This window comes from Arthrobacter sp. 10T425 (genome assembly GCF_056393985.1).
On sequence record NZ_JBFTGZ010000026.1, the window covers coordinates 1 to 25,232 of the forward strand.

The following is a 25,232-nucleotide window of genomic DNA, read 5'->3' on the forward strand; positions in this document are numbered from 1 at the left end:
GTCACCGGTGTTCTACGGCATCACGTTACATCGGCGTGGACAATGTCCACACAACCTTTGCCGCACAAACGCCCGCTCACCTCTCCCCGGCCAAGAAAAGGAACGAATCGAGGACCAGAAAATCTCCCAGAAACATCCCTCAGGTCATGTCATCACCACAACTCCGGGAGATGAACAGGTACAAGGCCGACCACGTCCGCCACAAACAGCAAGGAAGGAGGCCCGAGTGATCCCAAGTCGCAGCAAGTCAGGCCGTTCCAGGCGCTACCGGCCATGAACGCGTAAGCAGCAACACCGCTGTCCACGCCAAGACAAGGAGCCGCCAGACCAACCGCCACCAACAAAAATGGGCCCCTGCAGGGGCCCATAAAAGGAGATTTGTACACATTCAGAGGACCACAAGCCCCTGAACAGGGAAAACACGTGCCCGAGGTGGGACTCGAACCGCATTCCCACCCTGCAACCACTGGACTCCCCCGGAAACGTAACGAATCCGAGCCAGTCCGGCACCACTCCGACCCGATCCGAAGCCCAAAATGTGCACAATGTACACACCCCAAATTGCCCAGCGCGGAGCATCGCAGCCATTAATGCGCTCACCGCTCTCCTCCGCGTCGTCGACCTCGGCGTCGACGCCCGTAGGCCCTTGACCGTCACACAGATCAACACCATCGCAGCTTGGAGGGAACGGGACGAGGAATTCGGAGGTCAAACCTGCCGCCGCGAAGCAACGCGGCTCGCGAAGTAGATCCTGAAAACCCTTGGCGTTCTAAGACGGCTTGGCACCATTCACGGATTTGAACTGGCCGCCCCCAAAGGTCAGTGGACTCATACTTGCACAACGCCAGGTAGAAGCATCCAAGACAGCCGGCTCCGTCTCACCACGAGACTGGGTCGGCTTTTCTCAGCTCCGGACGACAAAGGGCACCGCGACAACCTGCCCCGGACACAGGAGCGGCCGTCATCCCCTCTGTGGGTCTTAGACGCAAAGAGGAAATCTGCGGGTTCAGCCTGACTGAACTGGTGGGTAACGCTGCCGCGGCGGGGACGTTCATTGGTTCCGGAAAGCGCGGCAACAAAAGCACACCACGCACGGCCGCGCTATGCGGCGCGGCATCCGGCATTTTCGAGTGCCCGCACGCCCTCAGGTACGTCCGGGTGCAGCCCGAGTCCGGCCGGGCCGTCCATGACGTGGTCCACTGCCTCGTCCAGGTTCCTGTCCAAAGACACCCCGCGGAGGAGCCCGCCCAGGACCTCGGCGCCAATGTCGGCGAACCGGCCGCTGCCTCCGGCCGCGGCAAGGGCGAACCCGTCCCTGAGCAAGGTTGCGAACCAGAGCGCAGCGAAGCTAACCGGGCGGGGCGCCGACGTCGGCGCGCCCGGTCCTATCGCAGGACCCGGGAATAGGGTCATCAGGTTCCGGGATCCCTTCGGCCGAGGGAGGGGCCCGGCTGGACCCGGGACCCTCCTGTGAGCCCGTTCCTACATTCCGGGGATATCGAGGGCCTGGAACACCTGGATCGTCGCGCCGGGCATCATGAGGTGAGGGTGGCCATCCATCAGAGCCACGGCCTGCTCCACACTGTCCGCCTCCAGCAGCGAGTAGCCGCCCACGTTCGCGTTGGCTGCGGACACCCCTGCCGGGGTAATTTCCTGCCCGTTGCCCAAGGGAGCGCCCATGTCCGCCAGATGCTCACCGGTCCGGCCGGCCCAGTCCATCCAGAGCTTCATTCCTTCAGCCGCAGCCGCAGCCGCAGAATCGTTATTCTCCATGGTGGCCTCGGCCGACTGCGGAGCATTGTAGAGAACGACAAACTTAGCCATGCTTCCTCCTTGAATCCGGCACCACATCTCGGGCATCAACCACCCGGAACACTACGGCCTGAAGCCATTCTCCGGAAGTGGCCGGGGCTGGCAATAACCTGATGTCGGCACACTCGGCGGGACGCGGCTCGCTCCGCCGCAGCCAGGCACCGGCGGGAATGGGGAGCACCGGTTAACGGTGGGTCCGCGGCATCATTTTTCCGCATACCGTAAGGATTCCGGGGCGAATCGGCGCTGCCGAATCCGTAGCCTTGAAGCATGTTTGAAATGACCGCCTGCATGGTTGACGTCGTGTTGCCGTGCCTGGACGAGCGGGGCGCCCTACCGTGGGTTCTGTCCCGTCTGCCGCACGGGTACCGGGCCATCGTCGTGGACAACGGTTCGGTGGACGGTTCCGCTGAGTTCGCGGAGAGCATGGGTGCGACCGTGGTCCGGGAGGACCGGCGCGGGTTCGGGGCGGCCGCCCATGCCGGGCTGCTCGCGGCAACGGCGGAATTCGTGGCTTTCTGTGACTGCGACGGCTCCCTGGATCCGGCCCAGCTTCCGGCGCTCCTCACCCCCATCATGGACGGAAACGCGGATCTGGTGCTGGGCAGCCGCCGGCCGCAGCCCGGCTCGTGGCCCCTGCACGCCCGCATCGCCAACCGTGTCCTGGCATCGCGGATCCGGCGCATGACCGGGGAACACGTGACGGATCTTGGACCGATGCGGGCCGCACGCCGCGAAGGGCTGCTCTCCCTGGCCTTGGAGGACCGCCGAAGCGGCTACCCCCTGGAGATGCTTCTCAAGGCCAGCCTGCACAGTTGGCGGATCGTGGAGTTCCCAGTGCGGTATTCCCCGCGCACCGGCAAATCGAAAGTCACCGGCACCCTACGCGGAACGATTACGGCGGTCCGGGACATGTCGGCCCAGCTCAGGGCGGCCGCCGCTGAGCTGCCGCCGGGACCGGCCCGGATGACCGGCCACCGCGAAGAACCCCTATGAGGGCAACATGGACCTGACAGTGGCCGTCATCGCCAAAGAGTGCCTGCCGGGACGGGTCAAGACCCGGCTCAGTCCCCCGCTGACGCCCGAACAAGCTGCAGCCCTGGCCCAGCTGAGCCTCAGCCGCACCCTCTATTCGGTGCGTAGCCTCCCGGCCCGACGCCGGCTGCTCGTGATGGACGGGGCACCCACCGCGCGGGACGCCACCAAATTCACTCTTGTCCAGCAAGTATCCGGAGGCCTGGATGAGCGCCTGGCCGCCATCTGTGACGCAACCAGCGGCCCCCTGCTCATTATTGGCATGGACACCCCGCAATTCTCCCGCCGCCATGTAGAGCCGCTGCTCCATGACTGGTCCACCTCGCAGCCCAGCCACGATGCCTGGATGGGCCCGGCAACGGATGGCGGCTTTTGGTCGCTGGCGCTGCGCCAGCCGGACGGAGCCCTGATCAGGGGCGTTCCCATGTCCACGACGACAACCGGGGCCCGGCAGCTCGCCCGGCTCACCGCGGCCGGCCTCAACGTCGGAATGCTCCCCGAACTGCGGGACATGGATCACTTCAGTGACGCCCAGCAGATCGCGGCGGAGATTCCGGGCAGCGCGTTCGCCAAGGCGGTGGCCAAAACCGTCGCCTGCGTGTCGGGCGTGCGGCAAAAAACAGAAGCACCCCGGTGATGACCGCCACCGCGGCACCTGCCGCCTACTTCGGCCAAGGCGAACGTGAGCCATTCGCCCTTGCCCTGCTGACCGGCTCCGGGGCCTTGACCCTCCGTCCGGAAAGTGCGCACTATCCCGCGGAGCCGGTGGAGTTCGACGTCCGTAACTGGTGCGAGGACGCCGACGCCACAGAGAGGTCTCTCCTGCAAAGCCTTCTGGGGCCGGTCCTGGACGTCGGTTGCGGGCCGGGACGACTTCTGGCTGCTGCCCAGCTGCTCGGATTGGCAGCCCTGGGCATCGATGCCAGCGCCGAGGCGGTCCGGCAGGCGCGCAACCGTGGTGCCCGCGCCCTCGAACAGTCAATTTTCGCCCCTGTACCGCAGCCGGGCCATTGGCAGTCCGTCATCCTGCTCGACGGCAACATTGGAATCGGGGGAAGCGTCACGGCCCTGCTGGGCCGCTGCCGGCAGCTCATCGCCCCTTCCGGGACACTGCTGGTGGAAGTAGACGCCGACGAAAACATCGACACGGCCTACTCCGCTTTTCTCGAAGACAGGCACGGGAACCGAAGCGAGGCGTTCGCCTGGGCGCGGATCGGCACGAACGGTCTGGCGTCGCGGGCGCCGGCCGCCGGCTGGTCTGTAGCCGCCATCCAGCGCCTTCAGGGCCGCGTCTTTTGCCGACTCTCGCCCCGCCGCATGCCGGTCCGCTCTATCCCATAAACGAGTACGGCAACCACCGCTGCCAGCACCGCCCAGAACCAGAGCAGATTGGTGGCATAGTCGCCTTCCAGGGCGCTGGTATTGCGGGCCACGGACTGGGCCTTCAACAAGATCCCGGCAATCACGGTCACCACGGCCCCCGTCATGAGCCCGCCACGCAGAACCGCGCCCGACGCTGGGCGGAGCCCGGATCCCAGCCGGGTCAGACCCCCGCCGGCAAGGGTGGAGGCCGGCACGATGACGCCGTCGTGCAGTAGCACGGCCACCGCCATCCACACCAGAAGCCCGAGCAGCTGGGGCGGGCCGAGTTGGGTCGGCAAACCCAAGAGCCCGTACCCGAGCAGCGACACACCCGCAATTCCCAGAACGATCCTCCAGATGCCCGCAGCTCGTCCCGCCCCGGCGGGTTTGCCGGCGCCAGCCGGCATCACGGGTTTCACAGGACCTCCACAGTGTGCAGCCACTTTGTTTGGAGGACGCCGGGGCGTCCGGGGGCGATGATGCGCGCCGGATACCCGTGGTCCAGATCCAGCGTCTGTCCGTTCAGCTCCAGAGCCACCAAGGTCCGTTCGTCCTGTGCGTACGCGGCTGGCATGTCCATCGTGCGGTAGGCGCCCTCGGGTTCGAGGCTTGTGACCCGGAGCGAGGACGACGGCGACGCGCCGACAGCGGCCACCAGGTCCCGGATCCGCACACCCCGCCAGGTGGCCGTCTGGCTCCAGCCCTCAACGCAAGCGATGGGAAGTTCGTGCTCATACTGGGGCAGGGCCTGGAGCTCCGCGAGGGTCAGGATGCGACGGGTGTCCTCATGGCTCACGGTGAGCGCCCAGTCCTTTGCTCCGGCCAGGTCGGCGACCTTGGCGTCGGCGGCGGTGCGGTTCACCGGGACGGCTTGTGGGCCGGTTCCCATCTTCCGCGGTGCAAAAAGGTTCAGCGGGTCCAGCCAGGAAAAGGACTGCCCGGCCGTCGTGAGCACGACGGCGCCCGTGGTAACGCCGACGGCGGCCAGAAAGGCCCGCCGGGACCAGCGACCCGGCATCGGAGGCGCCGCGCCGTCGTCAATCACCGGTGCTGTGGAACCGGCGCCGGCAGCCACTTGGGGCCGGGTGCCCGAACGGGAACGCCAATGCTCCATGATCAATGGAAGTTTCACGGCGATATGGAGCAGCAGCGACCCCCAGATCACCCAGGCCAACCAGAAGTGTGTCTGACGGAAGGGGAAAGGCCACGGGTACCACTTGTAGGTGTTGATCAGGCCCGTGGTCAGCTGCAGGAGCGAGGAAGCGATGAACAAGGCAATGGATGCCCGCTCCAAGGCGTGCGTCACGGATTTGACCGGCGGCCACTTCAGCAGCTCCGGATAGACCGACCACAATTTGGCCAGCAGCAACGGAATGGCTGCGATGCCCGTGGTCACATGGATTCCCTGAGTCAGCTGATAGATCCAGACGGGGCTGGTTGGGAAGAACATCCACGACGGCGGCTCCTGCAGCCCGTGACTGAAGAGCCCGGTCAGAAAGCAAATGGTGAAGCTGAGCCCGAGCCAGCGCCCCAAGACCACCGTGAGCCGGGTGCTGCGCGTCGGTGAAGCGAACCGTGCGGCCAAAGCGTTGGTTAGCTTTTCCATAGTTCGATCACACCACCAATTCAGTCCCCCGGACCTTACGATTCGCTGAAATCCTTGGCCCGTCTGCAGCGCGGGCACCGGACATGGGGCAGGATCGGAGAGTGGGCGTCACTGCAACAGAATCCAGCCGGACAAGCGGAACCAGGATCAAGGTCCTCGTGCTCCTTCCGCTTGTGTTCCTCACAAGTGCTGCCCTTCTGTGGTGGATGGTGGTTCCCGGAAACCCGCTCGAAACGGCGCAGATCATCGCCACCTGCCTGTCATGGCTGTCCCTCATCGCGGCCGTCAGCCTGCTACGGCACGTGCCACGGCGTCATGTGGGGGCCGTCATCATCACGGGAACGGTCCTGCTCGGCCTCGTTGCCGTGAGCGCCCCGCCCCGAACCAGCAACGATTCGGCCCGGTATGCGTGGGACGGCATCGTTCAAAAAGCCGGAATCTCCCCCTACTCGTATGTGCCCATAGATGAAACGCTCAGCAGGCTTCGCCCCGGCTGGCTGTTCGCCCCCGGTTCCACAGGCCCCGACGGCAAGCCCGTGTGTGCCCGAGACCTGTTCGGAACGGAATCCGTCGCCGCATCCGGTTATCCTTCCGGGGACCCTCTGTGCACGGCAATCAACCGCCCGCACGTGCCCACGATCTACCCGCCCACAGCCGAACTGTACTTTCTGGGCGTGCGCGCCACGGTCCCGGACACGGCCGGTTTCATGGCTTTCCAGGTTGCCGGCCTGCTCCTTGGCGTGGCAATGGCACTGATGCTGCTCCGCGCGCTGGCCAGCCGCGGATCACCGCCGTACCTGGCCGCCGTGTGGGGGTGGAGTCCGTTCGTGCAGCTCGAAGCGGTCAACAACGCACACGTCGACGTCCTGGCCGGAGTCCTCATCCTTGCCGCCGGGATGCTGCTCCTGGGCGGCAGGCCGATCCGCTCGGGGGCCGCCTTCGGGGCCGCCGTCGCAACGAAACTCATACCGATCATTGCGGCCCCCGCGCTGCTGTGGCGGCACCCGGCCAGGTTCATCACAGCGGCGCTGGCCACGTTCGTGCTGCTCTATGTTCCCTACGTGGCGATCGCGGGGGCCGGTGTCCTGGGCTTTCTGCCCGGCTACCTCAAGGAGGAGAACTACAGCCAGAGCGGCGGCATCCGCTTCGGTCTTGCACAGCTCGTCTCCGCCGGCCCCTGGCCGCCGGTGCTCAGCGCGGCGGCCCTGGCCGTCGTCGCCCTCTGCGTGCTGCGGCGCACCCAGGCGGGGAATGTCTGGGAACAGCAGACCGTCATGATCGGGCTGACATTGCTGATTGTCAGCCCAAATTACCCCTGGTACGGGCTCATGCTGCTGCCGTTCATCGTGCTGAGCCGGCGCTGGGAGTACGTGGGGGTGATCCTCGCCCTGGACATCATCTATATGGTCCCCTCCGGACCCTGGAGCGAGCCACTCAACCAGGGCGCCCTGCTCCTGGCGGCCGCGGCCATCGCCGGAGGCACCTGGCTGCGGCGCCGCGACGAGCTGCGGCTGGCTGCCCTTTCCGGACTCACGACCGGGGCGCCGGACCCGGCGGCACTGTGACCGGAACAGACCCGTCATGGACAAACACCGACGAATGGCAGGATTACATCATGGACACACCACTTCCCGGGCCGGCCCAGGCACGCATCGGCATCATTGGCGGTTCGGGAACGTACCGGCTTACCGGGGCAACTGTGCGCGCGACCGTCGACGTCGCGACCCCTTACGGGCCGCCGTCCGGTCCGGTGACACTGACCGACATGGGCGGACGAACCGTAGCGTTCCTCCCCCGTCATGGCGGCGAACACTCGCTTCCGCCCCAGAAAATCAACTACCGGGCCAACCTCTGGGCGCTCAAGAGCCTCGGGGTCGAGGCAGTGATTTCCTCCTCTGCGGTGGGCGGGCTGCGGAAAGGCTTCGGTCCCGAGACCTTCGTCGTGACCGACCAACTCATCGATCGCACCTGGGGACGCGCCGATACCTTTTTCGACGGCACCGTCGCCGACGGCGTCACCCCGGCGGGTGTCCAGCATCTGCCCGCCTCGGAACCGTTTTGCCGGACACTGCGGTCGCACCTGGAGGCAGCTCTTGCGTCACGGGGCCTCCCCTACGCCCCGTACGGCACCGTGGTGGTGATCAACGGACCGCGGTTCTCAACGAAGGCCGAGTCGCAGTGGTACGTCACCGGCGGTGCCGACATCATCAGCATGACCCAGTACCCCGAGCCCGTGCTGGCCGCGGAATTGAACATGGGCTTCGCGAACCTGGCCTTCATCACAGACTCTGACACCGGCCACGACGGCTCGGAACCGGTCACCGCCGAGGCCGTCTTTGCACGGTTGAAGAAAGCCCAGCACAGCGTCCTGGCCGTGCTGGAGGCCACGATCGCGGCGATCCCCGAGGACTACGCACCGCGCCCGCTGATGGATCGGACCGCCGTCGCCCGGATCATGGCACTCCCGGTCACACACGAGTCCGTGCCCGCACAGTGAGGCTCCTCGTCACCGGCGGTGCCGGATTCATCGGTTCGCACATCGTCGACGCCGCCCTCGCCAAGGGATGGTTCGTACGCGTCCTGGACTCCCTGGACCCGGGCCTCCATCCGGGGCCGCCGGCCCTTGATTCGAGGGTGGAGCTGCTGACCGGCGATCTCACGGAACCGGACACGGCAGAGCGTGCGCTCGAGGGGATCGACGCCGTCTGCCACCAGGCCGCGAAGGTCGGGCTCGGCGTCAGCTTCGCTGACGCGCCGGACTACGTCCGGAACAACGACTACGCCACCGCTGTCCTGCTCGCCGCCATGGAACACCAGGGCATTCTCGGGCTGGTCCTGGCCTCCTCGATGGTGGTCTACGGTGAGGGTGCTTACATCGATTCCGAAACCGGCCTCGCGGTCAGACCGGGACCGCGCGCCGAGGCCGACCTGCGCGCCGGCATCTACGACCCCCGGAACCCTGCGTCCGGCGCGATCCTTATTCCCTCCATGGTCAGCGAGGACGCGCCCCTGGATCCGCGGAACGTCTACGCGGCATCAAAAGTCAGCCAGGAGCATCTCGCCGCCGCGTGGGCACGCAGCGCCCGCGGGGTGGCGATCGCCCTGCGCTACCACAACGTCTATGGTCCCCGGATGCCGCGCGACACCCCCTATGCCGGTGTTGCCTCGCTGTTCCGCTCGGCCCTGGCCCGCGGTGCGGCACCCCGGGTCTTCGAAGATGGCGCCCAGCGGCGCAGCTTCATTCATGTCAGGGACGTGGCCGCCGCGAACATCGCTGCGGCCGAGGCGCTGTCCGCGGGCGGCGCTGCTGCATTCCGGGCCTACAACGTCGGCGCCTCCGAGGTGCACACCATCGGCGATGTTGCCGCGGCTCTTAGTAATTTCAGTGCCGGACCTGCCCCGATCGTGACGGGTGAATACAGGCTGGGGGATGTCCGCCACATCACCGCATCCTCCCACCTGATCCAGGCCGAACTCGGCTGGGAACCGACCGTAGGCTTCGACGAAGGCATGCGTCAATTCGCCACAGCTCCCCTGCGCGGCGAGCCAGGCTGACAAGCGCCTGTCCCGAAGGTCCCATATGCCGGCATCCTCCGCTCGCTCCCCCCGCCGCGAGAAATCCCTTACAGATACGGGTCTCCCGAATGCGAGTAAACCCTCCCACAGGTCCCTGGCGGGCCGGCTGCCATGACCCCGAGCCAGTTCCCGGCAGTGAGACGGAAGACGCCGGCCGGCTTGCCGGTGATCCTGTCGAGTCAGTGCCGGCCGAGGTGGGCTGCGTCTTTCCAGACGCCATCTGCCGGCATTTCTAGCCGGTCGGTCATACCCTTCCTCCAATTCGGGGTCTCTACCGGCTCCCCCCAGTAGTCCGTGATGTGGGTGATTGTGCCGTCGACGAGTTCTCCAATGGTGACGTTGCGGTAGAGGCGTCCGTCGCCGTAGTTGCAGGTCCATTCGACGACGATGGTGGTGCCCAGCCGGTGCCGGCGGCCGATTTCCAGGGTGAGTTCGGGGAAGTTGCCTTCGACGTCTGCGATGAGTTGGCGGCCTCGGACGATTTCGCGCATCTGCGGCCATTGGCGGACTACGTTCTCGTTGAGGGGAGCGCCGAGGAGGTATTCGACGCGGGTGGCCCCGTTGTAGTCATCACTTGCAATGTCGGTCATGCTGGGATTCCTTCGGTGGTGGTAAGTGGGCGCCAGAGCCGTGCGGTGGCGTAGCTGCGGCCCGGTGCCCATCCTTGTCCGCGCTCACGAACATCGTCAATGGTCGGTGCCTCGTTGAGGGTCCAGGCGTGGGCGATTGCACGGCGCACTCTGTCACCGATGCGCCACGGAATCACGCGGCTACGCCTGTGGACCCTGTGCACACCACCTTGGCCGGACAAACAACCACCGCCCTCTCCCCGGGCCCAAGTAACAAAGAGTTCCCTGACGTTCCGGCTGCCGACAGGGATGATCATGAGGGTTTGATCCCCGAGTCACAGCAAGTCATGCCGTTCCAAGCGCTCCCGGCCATGAAGGAGTGACTAGCAACACCCCTGTCCAAGCCAAGAGAAGGAGCCGCCAGACCGCAACGGCCACCAACAAAAATGGGCCCCTGCAGGGGCCCATAAAAGGAGATTTGTACACACTCAGTGGCTCATAAGCCCCTGAACAGGGAAAACACGTGCCCGAGGTGGGACTCGAACTGCATTCCCACCCCTGCCAATACTGGACTCCCCGAGAAACATGCGGAATCCGGCCCGGTCCGACCCATATACGACGCAGTCCGAAACCCAAAGTGTGTACTTTGTACACACTTCCTTTTTGCCACATTTCAGGCAACCAAAAGCGCTGCCTAGGAACCAGCGAAACGGCCGGGAGTGTCTGAATAACGGTGGTTCCGGGGTTGGCCTGACACGCCGGGCGGTGCCTGGCGGGGAGGACTGATCATGAGCGGAACCATGGATCCCATGGCGACTGAATTGGATCAGCAAAAGTTAGCGAAGCAGCTCCTGGCCCAGGCCAGGGAGCAGGGAATCGAGCTGGTCGGCCCGGACGGGTTGTTGAACCCGTTGACGAAGAACGTCCTGGAGACCGCGCTGGAAGCGGAAATGGACGAGCACCTCGGCTACGGCAAACACGACGGGTCCGGGCGCGGGAGCGGGAACTCGCGCAACGGCACCCGCGCCAAGACCGTCATGACAGAGATCGGGCCGGTGGAGATCGACGTGCCGCGGGACACCGGTGCGACGTTCGACCCGCAGACCGTGAAGAAACGGCAGCGCCGGCTGACCGGCGTGGACGAGATGGTGTTGTCGCTGAGCGCGAAGGGCCGAAGTGCACGGGGCTCACATTGCCCCGGGAGTAGGACCTGAACGCATTGAGCAGGCGGTCCGCTTGGAGCAGTTGATGCCAGAACAGCCGGACGGCTTCGCTGTGATAAGAGGCATGCAGGTAGTCCTCGGCGAACGGTATGGTCGGTTCGACCTCGTTCGGCCCCGCCCGGATGGCCCTCTCGGTGCCGAGCCGGTTCATGGCATCGAAGGTCTCACCATGGAATTCGACCACCGGCTTCGGGCTGAGGTTAACGTTGGCGCTCATGCCGTTGCCGGTGCCTAGCCGCAGGACGTGCTCGGAGAATTCGAATTCCATGTCGACGGCGTCATGGCGGTCGGGGATGGACGACGTCGTCAAGCCGCGCGGGGTGAGGTACAGCGTCACCTGCCACCAGTGGTTCAGCATCGGAGTGTGCGCCATGCGGATCTTGCCGACAATCTGCGTCCACATGTAGAGGTGTCCCCGGAGTTGCGGCCACCCGTTATGAGCGCCAGAAACTTCAGACGCGTCCGTCGCACGTCCTTCACAGCTAGAGGCCGACTCGACGTCTTCAGTCCGGCCGTACCCGCTTGTTCCATCCGTGGAAGGGCGCCCAATTGCCCGCATCCCATGCCTCACGTAGGCCGGGCGTGCTGAGGTCCCAGTCTGGCCGGATCTCCTTCGTCACTGCGCGCAGATCACGGCGGAGGTCGTCGACGGAGGGACGCCCCCAGAACCAGTAGCCGTTGTAGATGCTGTGGATGACCAAGCCGGGCTTCAGAACGAGCGTGTGCGGGATCATCGGGTCGTGGTCCGGATCGGTGTATTCCTGGATGTCCAGATCCTGCTGCACGGTGCGGCCAGGATCAGAGAGGAACGGCCACTGCGCACCCACCGACGCACGGAATTCCTGGAGCACGTGGTGGTCATCGGTCGCAATGGTTGCCATCTGCGTGTAGGCCACAGCGACCTTAGGGTAGAACGCGGCAAGTTCAAGGTGGTGCTGATGCTCCTTAGGGCAGTAGTGTCCGCGCGACAGCATCAAGACCAGGGGGTCCTCCCCCTGCAACTCACTGATCCTGCGGGGGATGTTCTCGTGGTCAGGCAACTCGTAATCGGGGAAGATGCCGCCAGGTGCAATATCTGAGCGCACGATTCGGCCGCCTTTCACGTGCCGGTGAGCGGCGACGGTCCCTGCCATCGACGTCGTTGCTGGCACCCAGTTGCGCTGTGGTGGCACCGCCGCTCCTGCGGGCGAGCCTACGCCGGCGCCGGGCACCCAGCAAGGGGCCGCGTTGACTCATAAAAAACCTCCGCGTAGCCCGATACGTTGCCTCATATGAAAAGGTCCGGGAAGGGTGGGGGCGCGGACATCCTTGAGGGATGGGATTGACGATGGGCGAACGCAAGGCTGTCACGAAGCACCTGGCCGAGTCCTACCGGGCCGGTGACCGGGCCAGGAAGGGGCGGATCCTGGATGAGTTGGTGGAGCTGACCGGCTGGCACCGGGATCATGCCCGGGCGGTGTTGCGGCATGCGCTTGACCCGCCGCGGCTGCGGCCGGTCAGGCCGGGACGTGCCCCGGTGTACGGGGCTGACCTGCAGGACGGGCTCGTGCTGTGCTGGGCGGTGCTGCGGGGCCCGGCGGGGAAGCTGCTGGCGCCGATGCTGCCGGATCTCGTGCCGATGCTGCGGGCCGAGAAGGCCCTGGACATTACCGACGGGCAGGCGGCACTGCTGGCCCGCATGAGCGCGGCGACCATCGACCGGCGGCTGGCGGGCCAGCGGGCGAAGCTGTTACCGCGGGGCCGGTCCCACACCAAGCCCGGGTCGCTGCTGAAGTCCCAGATCCCGATCCGCACCTGGGGCGCAGTGGGACGATGCGGTGCCCGGTTTCGTCGAGATCGATCTGGTCGGGCACGAGGGCTCGAACAGTTCCGGGCAGTTCTGCTTCACCCTCACGGTCACGGACATCGCGACCGGCTGGACCGTGAACCGGTCCGTGCCGAACAAGGCGCAGAAGCACGTCTTCGCGGGACTGCAGCACGTCCTCGCTGTCTTCCCGTTTCCCGTCATCGGCATCGATTCGGATAACGGCAGCGAGTTCATCAACAACGAGCTCTTCGAGTTCTGCGTGCAGCACCGCATCACCTTCACCCGGTCCCGTCCGAGCAACAAGAACGACGGCGCCCACGTGGAGCAGAAGAACTGGTCCCGGGTCCGTGAGCTGGTCGGCTACCTGCGTTATGACACCGCCGCGGAACTGGAGCTGCTCAACGAGATCTGGGAGCTGGACCGGATCTTCACCAACTATCTGTTGCCCCAGCAAAAACTCGTCGCCAAGGTCCGCCGCGGAGCCAAGGTGAGCAAAACACATGACCGGGCAGCGACGCCGCACCGGCGCGCCGCAGCCGACCCGGCCCTGGCACGGATGCCCGTGATCCGGATGAACGCCCAATACAAGGAGATCAGGCCGGCCGCCCTCTCACGGCAGATCCTTGCCCTGACCGGCCGGCTTGAAGCCCTCACCACTGCCAAACAGCCCGCCCCGGTCAAACCCGCCGTGAACGAACGGTGGAACCGCCCCGGCAGCCGGAGGATTTCATCTGAGGCAACGACCCCACGTTCCCGGAGGTATTGACGTGAGGCAACAGGGGGGCCGGGATTGGACAGGGAGGGGCAGGCTCGCTTAGGGGGAGCACTTCCCAGGGCGCGTTTTCCAGAGACGAGCGCCCCTGCTTGCCCCCCGCATTTCCCCGCCGTTCCAGCTTTTGGATGATTGATTTAGGTCTTGACTTTGGCACTGCAGCCGCGGTCGAGGAGCGGGCCGGGCCCCGTCAGCCAGCCCGGAAGTACAGGGATTCTGTACTGTCAGTGCTGCGCTTTGCGCCGCTCCGCCTGCTGGATGGACCAGGCTGCGTTGACCAGCCCCAATGTGGCTGAAGGTTTGCGGAAAGTTCCCCAGTTGCCCACCGTTCGAGGAATCGGTTTCCTCACTGAGGAGACCCACATCGTTGACGTGGCTGCATGCCCGTTCGAATATCCCCCGTGCATGCCCGGGGCGATCTGCGTTGCTCGCCACAAGGGTTGGGCCCTGGCTCTCCCCCGCTGCATCCGACGAGGTAGGCTGCCCCCTTGACTTTCGTCCCGGATGAGGCCACTGTGGGGTCCCGAGGGCAGCGTCCTCGGCCGCAGACCGACCGGGGGGCGACAAGGAAAAGCGCATGGCGACCCCTGCAGCGCAAGCCCGCAGCATTGGCCTGATGCCCGCCGCCGGCACGCCTTTCCCGGGTCGCCGGTGAGCCCGATGCCGCTCTTTCATGGCGCGCCCCACCGAGGAGGCCGGGATGAGCACCGTCGACGAAACCAAACAAAGTGCAGCCGGCAGTCCGCCGGTGAAGCCCGGGGAATTCAGGCTCGAGGTCATCGTGGTGCCGGTCTCGGACGTCGATCGGGCCAAGCGCTTCTACGAGGGCCTGGGCTGGCGGTTCGACGCCGAAGCGGCCGTGGAGGACGGCTACCGTCTCATGCAGTTCACGCCCCCGGGTTCCGGCTGCTCGATCATCTTCGGCAAGGGGGTCACCTCGGCGCCGCCGGGCTCATCCCAGGGCCTACATCTGGCGGTGTACGACATAGACGCTGCCCGGGCCGACCTGATCGCGCGCGGGGTCGAGGTCAGCGAGACATTCCACGACGCCACGGGCATCTTCCACCACGCCGGAAGCGAGGGACGTGTCGACGGACCGGCCCCCGGACACCCGGACTACGGCTCGTTCGCCTCCTTTAACGACCCGGACGGCAACGGCTGGGTCCTTCAGGAGATCAAGACCCGGCTTCCGGGCCGCTGAAGGGAGAGGCTGATGGCCACGACGTACGAATCCATGGACGATCTTGCCGAAGCCCTCAGGCGGGCCGCGGCAGCACATGGCAAACACGAGGAACTCACGGGCCAAGAGGACCCGGACTGGCCTGACTGGTACGCGCTTTACATGGTGCGCGAGCATGCCGGGGAGGAGTTGCCGACATGAACAGCGACTACGACGTGATTGTGATCGGCGGCGGCTCACCGGGTGAACACTGTGCAGGCGCGCTGGCCGAGGGCGGTCTGCGCGTGGCCGTCGTGGAACGGGAACTAGTCGGCGGCGAGTGCTCGTACTGGGCGTGCATCCCGTCCAAGACGCTGCTGCGGCCCGGTGAGGCTGCCCATGCGGCACGCGAGGCCGCCGCCACTGCCGCAGTCGACGTCGAAGCGGCGCTGGCCTGGCGCGACTTCATGGTTTCGGACTATTCCGATGCAGGGCAGGAGCGCTGGCTGGCCGATCGCGGCATCGACCTGCTGCGCGGCACCGGGCGGCTCGCCGGGCCGGGCGTCGTCGAGGTCGACGGCGTGCGGCACACCGCCGACCACGTGGTCCTGGCCAATGGCGCCGATCCCGTCGTGCCGCCGGTCCCGGGCCTGCGGGGTTTAGAGGGTGTCTGGAGCAGCCGCGAGGCGACCTCAATGAAGGCCGTTCCCCGGCGCTTGCTCATCCTCGGCGGCGGCCCGGTCGGTGTCGAGATGGCCCAGGCCGTTCGCCGATTCGGCGGCGAGGTGGCAGTCATCGACATGTCCGGGCACGTCCTGGCCCGGGAGCCGGCGCCGCTGGGCGAGGCCCTCGGTGAAGTTCTGAGCGGCGAGGGCATCGAACTCGTCCTGTCCGCGGCCGCGACAACGGCGCGGCGCGAGGGCGGGGACTACGTCGTCCAGATCGACGACGGGCGCGAGCTGAGAGGTGACCGGCTGCTCGTCGCCACGGGCAGGCGCCCGCGGATTAGTGGGATCGGCCTGGAGACCGTCGGCGTCGAGCCGGATCCCCGCGGAGTCCCTGTCGATGCACGCCTGCGCGTGGCGGACGGGTTGTGGGCGATCGGTGACGTTACCGGGATCTGGCCGCTGACCCACGTCGGGAAGTATCAGGGCGATGTCGTCGCCGCGAACATCCTCGGTGAGGCGCGGGAGGCAAACTATGAGGCCGTTCCGCGGGTCACTTATACGGACCCGCAGGCCGCGGCGGTGGGCGCCGCCGAGGGCCGCTTCAGCGCCACGGCCCCAGTCTCAGACTTGCCGAAAACCTCCACCTACACGCGTGCCGGCGCCGAGAGCAACGGCTTCCTGACCCTCCTCAGCGACGGCGAACGGCTGACCGGGGCGTACGCGCTCGGCCCGGAGGCCGGCGAGTGGCTGCAGCAGGCGACGCTGGCGATCCGGGCCCGTGTCCCCATTGATGTCCTAAGCGACACGATCCAGCCGTTCCCGACCTTCTCGGAAATCTATGTCTCCGCGCTGAAGGCACTGCGCGGGGAGATCGGGGGTGCGCGCAGGCGGGTCGGCGCGGGACCATCCACGGCGGACTGAGGGAAGGGGATCCGATGGGTACCGCAGCCGCCGGTTCGCCGACCGCAAGCGAGCCGGCTCTTGCGGGTATCCCATGGTGGTGATAGGCGGCAGCGCCGGCATCATCCTCGCCGGCCGTGATTCCGCGAAACTGGAGCACGCGGCCAACGGGCTCCTGCGTTGGGATTTCCTCATCGGCGATGAGCGGAGGCGTTTGGGATGCTGTGGAAGGCCGAACTGCAGAGTTGTCCTCAGAGGCTGCCTTGCATCTGGTCAAGTTGCGATCGGTGTCGTCGACCGGTGGCGATTCGAGCCCTTCCGGCGGGGAGATCGAGACGGGATGAATTGAGCGTGTCGGGATGAGCGCCGCCACAGTCACTACTCGGCAGGCGCCAGATATCGCGGAGGTTGTGATGGGCGAGAAGGTGCCGAACTGATGGCCGCGACCGATCATCTTCGCGTCAGCGACAGCATCGGAAAGCTGTTGTCGCTCAACGTGGGAATGCCGAAAGACGTTGCTTGGAAGGGCAAGACAGTCCACACCGGCATCTACAAATACCCGGTGGACGGCCCCCGGTTCGTTCGACGATTCAATGTCGACGGCGACGGCCAAGGCGACCTCGGTGGCCACGGCGGTGAACAGCGCGCGGTGATGGTGTACCAGCAGGGGTCGTATGACCACTGGTCTGAACACCTCAACCGCGATGACCTGGTGCCCGGTAACTTCGGCGAGAACTTCACCGTCGCGGGCCTCGCGGATCATGAGGTCTGCATCGGCGACCGGTATCGGATCGGTGACGCCGAGTTCGAGGTGACACAGCCACGGGTGACGTGTTACCGCGTCGGCCTGCGCCTGGGGGTGCCGCAGATGGCTTCGCTCCTCGTCTCTCACCGGCGACCCGGCTTCTACCTGCGGGTGGTCACGGAAGGCACAGTGCAGGCCGGCGATCCGATCGTGAAAGTCGCCGATGGACGCCATCAGCTGACCGTTGAAGCGATCGACGGCCTGCTCTATCTGCCGGACCGATCTCACGAGCTCCTGAAGTTCGCGGTCGACATTCCGGCGCTGAGCCCCGGCTGGCAGCAGTCCTTCCACGAGCTGCTCGCCGCGGCGGACATGGGCCACACCGGGCCGCAGGCCGAGGCGGGACAGGAACCCGGATGGAACGGGTTCCGGCCCTTTACCGTGACCAAAACCGTCCGGGTGACACCGTCCGTGCTCTCCCTCTATCTGAGCGACAGATCAGGCGCGGCCCTCCCGACGGCTAAGCCCGGCCAGTACCTGACACTGCGGCTGCCGGTCGGCGGTACGTCTGCGGTCCGCAGCTACTCGATCTCCGGCCGCCCGGATGACGCCACCTACCGGATCAGCGTGAAGCGGGAGGAGCACGGAACCGTTAGCCGGTACATCCACGACACGGTCGCCGACGGAAGCGTCATCGACGTCGCGGCTCCCCGCGGGGAGTTCGTGCTCGACGACACCGACGAGCCGGTGCTGCTGCTTTCGGCGGGAATCGGGATCACCCCGGTGCTGTCGATGCTGGCCTCGCTGGCCTCCGCGCATCCGGATCGGCAGGTGTGGTGGCTCCATGTCGCCAGGGCCGAGGCAGACTACGGCCTTGCTCCCGAGGTTGAGCAGCTGCTCGGCCGGCTGACGAACGCCCACTCCTACCTCTGGTTCACCCGTGCGGCCCCGCCGCTCGAGGGGCCGCCGCCCGGAACGATGTTCGGACGACTGGATGGGGACGGCTTGCGCGCGCTCGGCTTCGACGTGGCGTCGAGCGCCTACGTCTGCGGCCCGACGGGATTCATCGAAGGGATGACCGAGGCGTTAAAGGCCATCGGCATCGCTCCGGGACGCATCCACTCCGAGCTCTTCAGCGCGCTGGCGTCGCTCAATCCCGGTGTCGTGGCGATGGCGCCGGTCGCGCCGCACCCGCCGGTGGGAACCGCGGGAACCGGGCCGGCCGTGACCTTCGTCCGAAGCGGTCTCACGGTGAACTGGTCGGAGCGGTACGGGTCGCTGCTCGAGCTGGCCGAGGCCTGCGACGTTTCGACGCGATGGTCGTGCCGCACTGGCGTGTGCCATACCTGCATTACCGGACTGCTCAGCGGCGCGGTCGCCTACTCGCCCGAGCCGCTGGAGCGACCGGAGGCGTCGCAAACGTTGGTGTGCTGTGCTCAGCCGACCACCGAAGCCGTCTTGGACGCCTGACCCGCGAGGAGTTCGCGTCCCTGGGGCACGACCCCGTTTCTTAGCGCCGGATGTTCGTCAGCAGCGCGTCGTCGGACAGACCGCCCATCGCGTACTTCAGATCGAACCGGTTGGCCCGACCCTCGTCATGCTCCTGGCGATCCTGGTCGCCTCGGTGCCACCCAGCAGAGCATTCCTCAAACTACCTGTTGACGCTCACCGCGGGCAAGTGGCAAAATCTTCCCTGTCCGAGCGGCTAGCGGTCCCGCGAGACTGCACTCACGAGGACCGCATTCCGCCGGAACGCGCGGGGATGCAAAGAGGCAGAGAACCACTGAGTGGACCGATGCCACCGGATACCAGCTATGTGCAGGCGATCCTTCCCGGTGCCCTGCTTTGGGGGGCTCGGGGCCTGCCTGCTGGTGACACCTCTGGCAGCCGCTGTGCACCGTCCCGTTCCGCAGGAAGTGAAATGCCCGTGTTCATCAACGAAGAGACCAGGCGCTCATTCGGACCGCTCACAGGACAGACTGTCGTCGTGATCGGCGGCAGCATGGGGATTGGCCGTGCGACTGCCCTCGAGGCCCGCGCGCAGGGAGCCAATGTCATTCTCACCGGCCGCGATCCTCATCATTTGCGACTGGCCGCGCAGGAGGTCGGCGCGCTCAGCACGGCTGCCTTCGACGCCACGGAACACGAGCGCCTCGAACGGTTCTTCGACGAGCTCCCCCAACCGATCGACCATGTGCTCGTCACCGCTGGCGGGTCCTACTACGCCCGGGTGCCCGATATGGATTTGGCACGCGTCCGCGACGCGCTCGAAGAGCATCTCCTCCTCCCCCTGAACGTCGCCCGATCGGCCATCGGCACCGTGCGCCCAGGTGGCACGCTTATCTTCATCACCGGCACCGGCGCACGCCACCCCGGCCCCGGCCTGGCCGTCGCGGGCGTTTTCGCGGCGGCCCTGCCGGCTCTGGTCGCGAATCTCGCCTTGGAGCTCGCGCCCATCCGAGTGAACCTGCTCGCGGCAGGCTTCGTCGACACGCCTCTGTCGGCGTCACTGCTCGGCGACGATCTCAACGCCCGTCGCAGCGAGCTTGGCAGAACCCTGCCCATCCGGAGGGTTGTGGAACCGGAGGACGTGGCCGCGCTTGCTGTTCACATCATGACCAACTCTGCACTGACGGGTGCGACCTTCGACGTCGATGGCGGCGAGCAAGTCCTTGGGAAGGAGTGAGGAAGCAGGGTCGGCCCACGACACTTCCCTGTAGGCGACGCTGATCAGTTGCCGTCGAAGACGGCCTCTGGGCTCCACTCCGATGCCGGCTGAGAGTGAAGTCGCCAGTAGGCTTCGGCGATCAGTTCCGGCGCGAACGCTGTTCCATCCGCGATGTCTCCGGCGATGGTGACCCCGGTGACGTGCACGTTCTGCCGGGCCAGTTCGTAATGCAACAAATGGGTCACCGCGCGCAGGGCGGTCTTTCCCATCGAGAGGGTCGCATGCTCGGGCTGCGGGTCGTGGCTGAGCCAGCTGCCCGTCGTCAGGAACGTGCCGGTGCGGGCCTGTGCCATCGCCGGCGTGAGAACCTGCGCAGCAGTGACGGCGCCGAGCACGTCGACGCTGTACGCGGCCATCAGATACTCGGCGTCCGAGGCCAGGACACTGTCCTTGGCGATCAGGGCAGCGTTGTAGACCACGATTCCTGGGGCGTCGATCTGTGCGATGGCTTGCAGCCGTAAACGGAACGCCTTCTGGTCGGCGGCGTCGGCGAGCATGGTGTCGACGTTGGCGCCGGAAGCGCGCAATTCGTCCGCGAGAGCGGCAAGGGACTCCTCGTGGCGCGCGACGAGCGTGATTCGGAACCCTTCTCTGGCATAGCGACGGGCCACAGCGGCCCCGAGGCCAGGTCCGGCCCCGATGATCAGGACGTGCTTCGGGTCGATTGCGGCCGCATTACTCGTCCGTCCGGTCGGAATCATGCCCGTTCGATCTGCCGGCCCGGCATCGGCTCTGCGATTGCTATCCGCCATGCGGGGGCGCCAAAGGTGTCGGCGAAGTACTGCGTCTCATGCACTACCTTCTCTTGAGCGAGTTGCATGACGGACACCGAGTATGTCGGCACGCCGTCATACGTGATGATGCACTCGCTCACCCAAAGATTCCCGCTTCCGACGATCCGCAGTACCGTGAAATGCCTCTCGGCAGGGTGTCCACCACGTTGCGCCGCAATCGTCGTTCGGCCTCGGAAGCGTTCACCCGACTGCGGATAGTCGAGGATCGCGTCGTCGGAATAGATAGCGTGTTCGGCTTCGCTATCCCCGCTTTCCGATGTGCGCCAGTGTGCCTCGAGTGCCGCTCTGGTCGGAGCCATCGTGTTGTCCTTTCCGTGGGTGATTTCCGTCGGTTCAGGTCGCCGTCCGGCGGTCTGCTTGTGGTCCAGTTTGAGTGCTGGCAGTTCCTCTCGCAATCCACTTTCAGCCCGACCTGGTCGATCTGAGAGGTCGCGTGCGCGGCCAAACGCGGGCGGGGTGCGCATGCCGAGAGTGCTTTGGGGTCGGCGAGTGTCTCACGCTCGCTCCCCGACCGCCATTGTCGGTTGTCGGATCTAACCATCGTCGGGCAGCGAACTCCGACCTTCGATGCCGATGGCGCCCAGCACCTCCTTGCGGAGTGATGAGGACGCGGGGTCGTACGCACGACTGAGCGGGATGAGGCTCGATTCCGGCTCAGCGGCTTCTCGGCCGGGCGAGGCAAGGTCGGCGATGGACGCACGCGCGTTCAAAACTCTCGGTGTGGGGCCACGGAGAGAGTCTGGCCGGAACGCTCAATGAGGCGGCCGGCAGCGAAGCGCGAGAAAAAGACCTGAAAGCGAACAAGGTCGTGTAACGCAAAACTCGTGGCCGAATGAACTTGTGTCAGCAGAAGCAGGCGAAGAAGAAGTCACCGATGAGCCCCGGGATCACACCCACACGGGTGTGGACAACGTACACACCCCCTTTGGCCGCACGAGACGGCACGCACCTCTCCTTCAGCCCCTCAGCGGCGACGAATCTCCGCAGGAAATTCGCGCAGGTCATGTCAGCATCACAACCCCACGCCATGAATAGGTACAAGACCAACCAAGCCCACCAGACAAAGCCGCAAAGGAGACCCGAATGACCCCACATCCCAGCAGGCGGAGGACTCAGTAGCCAGAGCCATGACCCCGCCACCCACACAACTTCACAGGCCACCACGGCGGCTAGGCACCAGGCGGGGAACAGCGTCAGACCAACCAGGGTCAATGTACACACGTTAAAGCAAAACCCCCTCTGACGAGGGGGAATGCTGTGCCCCAGGTGGGACTCGAACTGCATTCCAGCCCCTGCAAACGCTGGGAAGTCCCCGAACATGCGGAATCCGGCCCGATCCGGCACCAGTACGACCGGGCCCGAAGCCCCAAGTGTGCACTTTGTACACACCCAAAATTGGCCAGTTCCACGGATCAGGACGAAGCCCCACCCGAGCTCCTTCGATCGCAGGAAGAGCCCGCTGAGAGCGGATGTTACGTAAAGCTTCCACCAATTTGGTCTGTCCTCGGGCATACGAAATCCCAACCGCTTTAGGTCAACTTCGGGAGCGAGGAGACTGATGGCCAAAGACGCAGCCGCCGCTCAGGGCGCGAAAGCGCTCCCTAAGAAAGCGCCGGTGGCTGCGGGCACACAAGAGAGGCGGCGGATGTGACCTGGTCGTTGGTTTTAGATCTTTTAGGAACGTTCTTCTTCGCCGTCTCGGGCTGCCTGCTGGCCGCGCGGCGGGCCTTTGACATAGTGGGCTCGCTCTTGCTGGGGTCGCTGACCGGGCTCGGGGGCGGCGTGGTGCGGGACCTGATCATCGGCGTTACCCCGACGCCTTTCACCCAGCCGGTGCACCTGGTCCCGCCGGTGGCCGCTGCACTGCTGGTCTACTTTTTCGCACGCCGTGTCCAGCGGTTCCAGCGGACACTGCTGGTCTTTGACGCCGGCGGCCTGGCACTGTTCTGTACTACCGGAGCAGTCGCGGCCCTGGACGCGGGCATGAACCCCGTTTCCGCCGCCATGCTGGGCGTCATCACAGGGGTCGGCGGGGGGTTGCTGCGTGACGTCGTCGCCAACCGGGACCCGCAGCTCTTCAACCCCCGGGACATCTACGCCGTCCCGGCCCTACTGGGAGCGGCCCTGATCACAGCCCTGTGGCAGCTGAGCCTGTTCAACGCCGTGGCCGAACTCTGCGTCGCGGCCGTGGTCTTCACCCTGCGGGTGCTCTCCCTGCACTTCCGGTGGCGGGTTCCGCACGCTGCCCGGTCCCGGCACGGCGCGCGGCCGGGCAAGACCTAGCAGGTCGGACCGGCCCGGCGTAGGTTGGGGAAGGCAGGACGCTCGAGCCGGACGAAAGGAGACCTCGTGGCCGCGACCGAACGGATATTGCAACAGTACGAGTCAATCCGCCCGGAACAGGAGGACTTCTACAAGGACCTCCACCAAAACCCTGAGCTCTCACACCAGGAACACCGCACCGCCGCCAACGTGGCGCGCAGCATGAGTTCCTACGGCTTCCAAACGGAGACCGGGATCGGGGGAACAGGAGTCACTGCGGTGCTGCAAAACGGCAACGGGCCAACGGTTTTACTCCGGGCCGACATGGACGCGCTGCCCCTGCAGGAACGGACCGGCGCAGACTACGCAAGCACCATCACAGCCCTGGACCAGGGCGGGGACCGTGTGCCCGTCATGCACGCCTGCGGACATGACGTTCACGTCGCATGCCTGCTGGGCGCCTCCAGACTGCTCGCCGAGCACCAGGACCAGTGGCGAGGCACGCTCGTGGCCCTGTTCCAGCCCGCCGAGGAAACCGGCGACGGCGCCCGCGGCATGCTCGACGACGCTCTCCTTGATCGCATCCCCCCGCCCGACGTCGCACTCGCCCAGCACGTGCTGCCCGGAGTCTCGGGCCACGTCGCCACCCGGTCCGGCCCGGTCTTATCCAGCGCCGACAGCATCCGCATCACAGTCCACGGCCGCGGCGGCCACGGCTCAATGCCGCAGAACACTATTGATCCTGTCGTGCTGGCCGCCATGATCGTCCTTCGCCTGCAGGCAATCATTTCCCGCGAAACCCCGCCCACCGAACCTGCCGTCCTCACCGTCGGGAGCCTTCACGCCGGAACCAAGAGCAACATCATCCCGGACCAGGCGGTCATGGAACTGAACCTGCGCACCTACACCGACGCCACCCGGCAGCGGATTCTCGACTCTGTCCGACGTGCCGTCCAAGCCGAGTGCGCCGCCAGCGGCTCCCCCAGAGAACCGGACTTCGAAACCTTCGACAGTTTTCCGCTCACCGTCAACGACGAGGCAACAACCGCTCGCGTAGCCGGGGCCTTCAGCACCTACTTCGGCGACCGGGCCGGCAGCCTCGAGCTCCAGACCGCCAGCGAGGACTTTAGCGATATTCCCCGGACCGGCAACATCCCCTGCACCTACTGGGGCATCGGCGGAACGGACGCGCAGACCTACAGGGCTGCCGTACGGGACGGCCGGGTGCTGGAGGACGTTCCGGCCAACCACTCGCCGATGTTCCTACCCGTCCTCCAGCCGACCCTGCAGACCGGAACCGAAGCCCTCGTCACCGCAGCCCTGGCCTGGCTCGACCTGGATAATTCACCACCGGCCAACGCGACGGCCTCCTAATCAGACGAGGAAGGACAGCCGCGTCCGAGGCAGATGTTGCGTGTGCAGTAAGCCGTCCAATCCCCCGTCGGCCCTGGCAGCAAGACCCAAAACACCAGCACCAACCCCGTGCACAGAACTGAGGCTTGCCTGCATTTCGCAAGACGGGTGGAATGCGTTCACAACACCGGAAGTCTGTCACTACCGCAGTCTGTGAGTCTGCCTACGCCGCCGATGGCAGTGACTATGACAAACCGCCGCTCAGAAGGGGCTACGACGGCACGTTAGGTGAGCACTCATCAAAGAGCCTCGGGGCGTTTTGTGTTCCAGGCAGTGAGTAATGCCGGGCCGCTGTGAATCCGGCGGCTCGGTTTCCGGCCGCTTACTCGCGGCCGGGCGCCGGGACGGTCGCGGGTGTGTGTTCGATGACGATTGTGCTGCGTTGGCTTCCTGGTGTTACCAGGCGGGCATTGCGTTCGTCGTTGCCGGTTGCGCGCCATTCCGCGTCGGCGGCGTCCTTGTCGAACTTCAGGTGCCGGGCGGTGAGCCGGCGCAAGCGTTCGCCCTGTTCGAGTTCCACGAACCAGGTTTCATCCAGGAGGGATGCGACCTCGTTCCATGGGGCCTCGTCCAAGAGCAGGTAGTTGCCCTCGGTGATGATCAGGCGTGTTTCCGGCGGGACGGCGATGGCCCCGGCGATCGCGTCGTTGACTTCGCGGCGGAAGACCGGAGCGAAGATCTCCCGCGAGATATCTGAGCGCAGCCGGCGGAGCAACGCGACGAAGCCGGCACCGTCGAAGGTGTCCGGAGCGCCCTTGCGGTGCTCAAGCCCGCGGGCCACGAGCAGCGACTGCGCCAGGT

General features: G+C 65.9%; 24 protein-coding genes and 3 pseudogenes. 16 read left to right on the forward strand and 11 right to left on the reverse strand.

Translation table 11 applies throughout. The features are described from left to right. Window positions 1-586 precede the first annotated feature (586 nt). A pseudogene (locus tag AC1DDH_RS20100) lies at window positions 587-745 on the forward strand (IS110 family transposase); the annotation flags it as partial. Between the two features lie 356 nt (window positions 746-1,101). On the opposite strand, the gene AC1DDH_RS20105 reads toward AC1DDH_RS20100, so the two are convergent. Both AC1DDH_RS20105 and AC1DDH_RS20110 read right to left on the reverse strand, forming a co-directional pair. Next, window positions 1,102-1,413 (reverse strand): HAD family hydrolase, encoded by a 312-nt coding sequence (locus AC1DDH_RS20105; RefSeq protein WP_476956162.1) that lies wholly within the window; start codon window positions 1,411-1,413, stop codon window positions 1,102-1,104. 69 nt (window positions 1,414-1,482) lie between these two features. Continuing rightward, on the reverse strand, window positions 1,483-1,824 hold the full coding sequence (locus tag AC1DDH_RS20110) for a hypothetical protein (RefSeq protein ID WP_476956163.1): 342 nt from the start codon (window positions 1,822-1,824) through the stop codon (window positions 1,483-1,485). Between the two features lie 258 nt (window positions 1,825-2,082). Here AC1DDH_RS20110 and AC1DDH_RS20115 point away from each other — a divergent pair, with 258 nt between their 5' ends. From AC1DDH_RS20115 to AC1DDH_RS20125, 3 genes are read left to right on the forward strand one after another with little or no spacing between them, the layout of a single operon-like run. Beyond that, the gene (locus AC1DDH_RS20115) at window positions 2,083-2,808 is read left to right on the forward strand and encodes a glycosyltransferase family 2 protein (protein ID WP_476850824.1); all 726 of its coding nucleotides are present in this window, start codon (window positions 2,083-2,085) and stop codon (window positions 2,806-2,808) included. 7 nt (window positions 2,809-2,815) lie between these two features. Next, complete coding sequence (locus AC1DDH_RS20120; RefSeq protein WP_476850825.1) at window positions 2,816-3,484, forward strand: TIGR04282 family arsenosugar biosynthesis glycosyltransferase; 669 nt, start codon at window positions 2,816-2,818, stop codon at window positions 3,482-3,484. Then, complete coding sequence (locus AC1DDH_RS20125; protein WP_476850826.1) at window positions 3,484-4,188, forward strand: methyltransferase domain-containing protein; 705 nt, start codon at window positions 3,484-3,486, stop codon at window positions 4,186-4,188. The genes AC1DDH_RS20120 and AC1DDH_RS20125 overlap by 1 nt, the downstream gene beginning before the upstream one ends. Here AC1DDH_RS20125 and AC1DDH_RS20130 read toward each other — a convergent pair. Beyond that, entirely contained in the window at window positions 4,128-4,628 is a 501-nt protein-coding gene (locus tag AC1DDH_RS20130; protein WP_476850827.1) for a hypothetical protein, read from the reverse strand. The two genes, AC1DDH_RS20125 and AC1DDH_RS20130, sit on opposite strands and share 61 nt — an antisense overlap. Further along, window positions 4,625-5,815 carry a molybdopterin-dependent oxidoreductase gene (locus tag AC1DDH_RS20135; protein ID WP_476956164.1) on the reverse strand — a complete coding sequence of 397 codons (1,191 nt, stop codon included), beginning with the start codon at window positions 5,813-5,815 and terminating at the stop codon, window positions 4,625-4,627. Before AC1DDH_RS20135 ends, AC1DDH_RS20130 begins: the two co-directional genes overlap by 4 nt. Before the next feature lie 101 nt (window positions 5,816-5,916). Between AC1DDH_RS20135 and AC1DDH_RS20140 the strand changes: the two genes are divergently transcribed. The 3 genes from AC1DDH_RS20140 to AC1DDH_RS20150 are packed head-to-tail and all read left to right on the forward strand — an operon-like array spanning window position 5,917 to window position 9,370. After that, window positions 5,917-7,380 carry a glycosyltransferase 87 family protein gene (locus tag AC1DDH_RS20140; RefSeq protein WP_476956165.1) on the forward strand — a complete coding sequence of 488 codons (1,464 nt, stop codon included), beginning with the start codon at window positions 5,917-5,919 and terminating at the stop codon, window positions 7,378-7,380. A 50-nt stretch (window positions 7,381-7,430) separates the two neighbouring features. Further along, window positions 7,431-8,312 carry an MTAP family purine nucleoside phosphorylase gene (locus tag AC1DDH_RS20145; RefSeq protein WP_476956166.1) on the forward strand — a complete coding sequence of 294 codons (882 nt, stop codon included), beginning with the start codon at window positions 7,431-7,433 and terminating at the stop codon, window positions 8,310-8,312. Beyond that, window positions 8,309-9,370 carry an NAD-dependent epimerase/dehydratase family protein gene (locus tag AC1DDH_RS20150; protein WP_476948514.1) on the forward strand — a complete coding sequence of 354 codons (1,062 nt, stop codon included), beginning with the start codon at window positions 8,309-8,311 and terminating at the stop codon, window positions 9,368-9,370. The genes AC1DDH_RS20145 and AC1DDH_RS20150 overlap by 4 nt, the downstream gene beginning before the upstream one ends. 200 nt (window positions 9,371-9,570) lie before the next feature. Here AC1DDH_RS20150 and AC1DDH_RS20155 read toward each other — a convergent pair whose 3' ends face one another. Continuing rightward, window positions 9,571-9,981, reverse strand: a complete 411-nt coding sequence (locus AC1DDH_RS20155; RefSeq protein ID WP_476850832.1) for a nuclear transport factor 2-like protein — start codon at window positions 9,979-9,981, stop codon at window positions 9,571-9,573. A gap of 779 nt (window positions 9,982-10,760) precedes the next feature. Between AC1DDH_RS20155 and AC1DDH_RS20160 the strand changes: the two are divergent. Beyond that, window positions 10,761-11,132, forward strand: a pseudogene (locus AC1DDH_RS20160) (transposase); the annotation flags it as partial. 61 nt (window positions 11,133-11,193) lie between these two features. On the opposite strand, the pseudogene AC1DDH_RS20165 reads toward AC1DDH_RS20160, so the two are convergent. Then, a pseudogene (locus AC1DDH_RS20165) lies at window positions 11,194-11,742 on the reverse strand (DUF5996 family protein); the annotation flags it as partial. Then, window positions 11,687-12,268 carry a redoxin domain-containing protein gene (locus AC1DDH_RS20170; protein WP_476948515.1) on the reverse strand — a complete coding sequence of 194 codons (582 nt, stop codon included), beginning with the start codon at window positions 12,266-12,268 and terminating at the stop codon, window positions 11,687-11,689. The gene AC1DDH_RS20170 and the pseudogene AC1DDH_RS20165, both read right to left, overlap by 56 nt. A 732-nt stretch (window positions 12,269-13,000) precedes the next feature. On the opposite strand from AC1DDH_RS20170, the gene AC1DDH_RS20175 reads away from it, so the two are divergent. Beyond that, entirely contained in the window at window positions 13,001-13,756 is a 756-nt protein-coding gene (locus AC1DDH_RS20175) for an integrase catalytic domain-containing protein (RefSeq protein ID WP_476956167.1), read from the forward strand. A gap of 48 nt (window positions 13,757-13,804) precedes the next feature. Here AC1DDH_RS20175 and AC1DDH_RS20180 read toward each other — a convergent pair whose 3' ends face one another. Further along, window positions 13,805-14,542: a glycoside hydrolase family 15 protein gene (locus tag AC1DDH_RS20180; protein WP_476956168.1), complete on the reverse strand. Its 738-nt coding sequence runs from the start codon at window positions 14,540-14,542 to the stop codon at window positions 13,805-13,807. Between AC1DDH_RS20180 and AC1DDH_RS20185 the strand changes: the two genes are divergently transcribed. The 5 genes from AC1DDH_RS20185 to AC1DDH_RS20205 all read left to right on the forward strand — a co-directional run bounded on the left by AC1DDH_RS20185 (window position 14,463) and on the right by AC1DDH_RS20205 (window position 19,920). Then, window positions 14,463-14,963: a VOC family protein gene (locus AC1DDH_RS20185; RefSeq protein WP_476956169.1), complete on the forward strand. Its 501-nt coding sequence runs from the start codon at window positions 14,463-14,465 to the stop codon at window positions 14,961-14,963. The genes AC1DDH_RS20180 and AC1DDH_RS20185 overlap by 80 nt on opposite strands. A 12-nt stretch (window positions 14,964-14,975) precedes the next feature. Continuing rightward, a complete protein-coding gene (locus tag AC1DDH_RS20190; RefSeq protein WP_476858172.1) occupies window positions 14,976-15,143 on the forward strand; it encodes a hypothetical protein in 168 nt (55 codons plus the stop codon). Further along, window positions 15,140-16,510: a dihydrolipoyl dehydrogenase family protein gene (locus AC1DDH_RS20195; protein ID WP_476956170.1), complete on the forward strand. Its 1,371-nt coding sequence runs from the start codon at window positions 15,140-15,142 to the stop codon at window positions 16,508-16,510. Before AC1DDH_RS20190 ends, AC1DDH_RS20195 begins: the two co-directional genes overlap by 4 nt. A 415-nt stretch (window positions 16,511-16,925) precedes the next feature. Continuing rightward, window positions 16,926-18,704, forward strand: a complete 1,779-nt coding sequence (locus tag AC1DDH_RS20200) for an MOSC domain-containing protein (RefSeq protein WP_476956171.1) — start codon at window positions 16,926-16,928, stop codon at window positions 18,702-18,704. Window positions 18,705-19,161: 457 nt separating this feature from the next. Beyond that, window positions 19,162-19,920, forward strand: a complete 759-nt coding sequence (locus AC1DDH_RS20205) for an SDR family oxidoreductase (protein ID WP_476956172.1) — start codon at window positions 19,162-19,164, stop codon at window positions 19,918-19,920. Between the two features lie 44 nt (window positions 19,921-19,964). On the opposite strand, the gene AC1DDH_RS20210 is transcribed toward AC1DDH_RS20205, so the two are convergent. Together AC1DDH_RS20210 and AC1DDH_RS20215 are read right to left on the reverse strand one after the other, a co-directional pair. Beyond that, window positions 19,965-20,663: an SDR family NAD(P)-dependent oxidoreductase gene (locus tag AC1DDH_RS20210; protein ID WP_476956173.1), complete on the reverse strand. Its 699-nt coding sequence runs from the start codon at window positions 20,661-20,663 to the stop codon at window positions 19,965-19,967. Then, entirely contained in the window at window positions 20,660-21,220 is a 561-nt protein-coding gene (locus tag AC1DDH_RS20215; RefSeq protein ID WP_476956174.1) for a nuclear transport factor 2 family protein, read from the reverse strand. Before AC1DDH_RS20215 ends, AC1DDH_RS20210 begins: the two co-directional genes overlap by 4 nt. 1,183 nt (window positions 21,221-22,403) lie before the next feature. On the opposite strand from AC1DDH_RS20215, the gene AC1DDH_RS20220 reads away from it, so the two are divergent. Further along, window positions 22,404-23,039, forward strand: coding sequence for a trimeric intracellular cation channel family protein (locus tag AC1DDH_RS20220; protein ID WP_476956175.1), 636 nt, complete (start codon window positions 22,404-22,406; stop codon window positions 23,037-23,039). Window positions 23,040-23,105: 66 nt separating this feature from the next. Next, complete coding sequence (locus AC1DDH_RS20225; protein WP_476956176.1) at window positions 23,106-24,392, forward strand: amidohydrolase; 1,287 nt, start codon at window positions 23,106-23,108, stop codon at window positions 24,390-24,392. Between the two features lie 361 nt (window positions 24,393-24,753). Here the strand turns inward: AC1DDH_RS20225 and AC1DDH_RS20230 are convergent. Beyond that, window positions 24,754-25,232, reverse strand: a 479-nt coding sequence (locus AC1DDH_RS20230; protein ID WP_476956177.1) for a nucleoside/nucleotide kinase family protein, incomplete at its 5' end; no start/stop codon positions are given.